This is a genomic window from Quyinboa ferrireducens, from assembly GCF_042436675.1.
GTDB lineage: Bacteria > Bacteroidota > Bacteroidia > Bacteroidales > UBA5342 > JBHJHP01.
Genome location: NZ_JBHMVA010000043.1, coordinates 1 through 3026, shown reverse-complemented (window position 1 = coordinate 3026; position 3026 = coordinate 1). Strand labels below are relative to the sequence as shown.

The 3026-nt window shown below is 38.8% G+C and carries 1 protein-coding gene; it reads left to right on the top strand.

Annotated features, from left to right (window positions below):
- Nucleotides 1–348: 348 nt before the first annotated feature.
- A partial coding sequence (locus tag ACE01N_RS20165) for a LamG domain-containing protein (RefSeq protein ID WP_380592825.1) occupies nt 349–3026 on the top strand: 2678 nt, incomplete at its 3' end.

Sequence of the window (3026 nt, the reverse complement as noted above, 5' to 3'; positions counted from 1 at the left end):
GAAAGTGCTGGTGCAAGTAAATTGTTTAAAGTTGTAAAAACTAACTAGAAAATAATAAGTAATATTTTATGAGGCTGTCCGGTTTCCGGGCAGCCTTTTTTATAGTAACAATATTCTGCCTGTATTTGCACTGCTGATGTCTGTAAGATTCTTATGTTTCAGTTTATAAGGTTTTTAACTGACGAAGATTTGATGGTTGAAAAAATAATTTATACTATTTTGTCAAATAAGTTACAGTATTTGCTTGCGATTTAAGTGTAAATGAAACAGACATTCAATAAATTTAACGCTTGTTTGTGAAAAACAAATTGTGAATTATTATTTATAATACTAACTAAAAGTTTATTTATGAAAACAAATTCTTTACTAAGGTATTTAATGAGTCTTATTTTGTTCGCCGGAATCTTTGTTTCCGGAAACATTAAAGCACAATCAGTTGATGCAACTGAGACCTTTGCTCCGGTTAAAGATACCGGAATTGTTTACACCAGTTTGACATTTGTTGATGGTAATAACAACGGTACTTATGATTGTTCGTTTGTATTATCAGAACCTGCAATTGCAGGCTGGGGCGATTATTCTGCAGCCGTTGCTGTTTACTCAGATCGTTTAACCGTCAGAAATGGTGGTGGTTGGGTAGATGCCGGTACAGTGGAAAATCTTCTGGTTCCGGTTCCCGGACAGGTGTATCATTTCTGGTTCGATCTGGATGTTACTGCTAAAACTTATACAACATGGGTTCAGACAGAAGGCATGGCTGAACCAGTGAAAATCTTTACAGATGCTGCATTCAGAAATACCAATATTTCAAGTATTTTAAGGTGGTCTGCATTGCATAATCCTGATGGTGAGTCAGACACTGTTAAGGTATTAAAGGTTGCTCTGGTTGAAGCTGTAGGAATTACAGGAAATTATGCTGTTAGTCTTCCGGGAGGAGCAGATGGTAATAACAGTAATGTCGCTTTGCCGGGATTTAATTTGACTGATTTGCCTGTAACTATCGAAGCCTGGTATTATCCAATGGCTAAAAATGATTATGGGGCTGTTTTTTATTCCCGTGGAACAAATAATAATGGTGGTGTTCAATACGATAAATGGACTAATAACCTAACTCTTCGTGGAATTGATGCAGGGGGAAAAGCGGTTGTAGCTTCTAATAACCCTATATTTAATGCATGGAATCATGTGGCTTATGTTGTTACTGCAACAGACATGACAATATACATTAATGGAGTTGCCACTGTAAACAATACGGATGTTCCTACTCTGTTTACTATGGAAGACGGAAACTTTATTGGTTGGGATTCAGCAGGCGTTGACCGTACTATTGAGGGGTATTTTGATGAAGTACGTATTTGGAATACTGCCCGGAGTGCTCAGGAAATTGAGGATAATAAGTTCTCCATCCTTAATGGTGATGAAGCAGGATTGATAGCATATTATAATTTTAATGACACAGCAGCAGGTGTTGCTACAGATCTTACAGCGAATGCATATAACGGAACGATAAATGGAGGTACGTATGTTGAATCCACTTATATGGATCAAACCGTTGCTGCTCCCGTAATAAGCTTTTCAGAATCTATTCCGGTTATGTTTGAGAAAGATATAAAAAGAAAATTTTCTCTTTATATTACTTCCACTAATACGGATGCTGTACTTGGAGTTCAGGTGCCTGCCGGATTTTCGGCTACACCATCTTCTTTAACACCAGCTAATTTTGAAAACGGACAGGCTGAAATTGTAATTGGTGTTACTACAGCTGCAGTAGGCGATTCAGGTTCTATCGTAATTACATTTGAAGATGAAGGAATTGATTCGCTGGGTGTTGAGCTGGTTGAACCGTATCAACGTTATTTCTTTAAAGAAGCCGAAAGTGGATTGTTGCTCGGTAGTGCTTCGACCAACGATGCTCAACCTGCTTTAACGGATAGCATGAATGTTGCAGCGCAGCATTTTATTTTACGTCCGGTAAATGAAGGTGTTAATGACAGCCTTTATTACATTATTCAGGATGTGAACTACAGTTACTTCAGTAAAAAGTCAAGCAGTGGATGGAGTACTAAATATGGTACCTTAGAAGAAGGCGTATGGAAGGTCGTTAAAGGCGTTACTGATTATTATTCTTTTATGAATACTGCGAACAATAAATACTGTGGCGCAGATGGTACAGCAGCAGATTCTTGGTATTATGCAGACAAAACAGGGGCTGCAGTTGATAGTTTCATGATGATTGAAGCACCAAAGGCTGTTGTTCCTGTGGTAATGGAACATTCTTATACATTTGAAGATGGAACGGCTGCTGATGTAATTGGTGGAGCCGACGGTGAGGTTGTAATAAATGATGGCGGATCAGGCAATATTGAAAACGGTGCATTCAATGCAATGGGCGGGAGTTATATTAAACTTCCGGCAAAAGATATCGCATTGGACAGTTACGATGCAATTAGTTTAGAAGCAACTGTTACTACAGGTGCGAATCCAGGTTGGACAATGCTGGCCTATTTCGGATCAGCCGATGGTAATAATAGTTATTGGATGTCAATTGCACGTAATGATAATGTAAGTAAAACGTCTGTTGATATGTTACCTTCCAGTTCAGAAGTTGGAGTTACTGGTGCAGAACCCGGGGCCGATGAAATACATCATTATGTGAGCGTATTGACAAATGATTCAATTAAGTGGTATATTGATGGTGTTAAAATAGGTTCTGCAGTAATACCTGCTGATTACTATATTTCAAATATCTCTCTTGATACTGCATTATTGTGTGCCGGAGGTTATCCTGATCCCCAGTGGATAGGTTCAGTTCATGAATTTAATATTTACGAAGGTGAACTTGATGCTGAAACAGTTGCCGCAAAAGCTGCTGCTGCACTGAAGGCTTTAGGACCTAAGCAGGTAGCCTACGTACAGAAGTCGGGTAAAACCGTAGTAGCCACAGCAGCTGATCCATACAATGATCCGATTGTGGAAATGCTGAATGCAGATGATAACTTTGAAGTAACCGTTATTCAGCTTGGAGC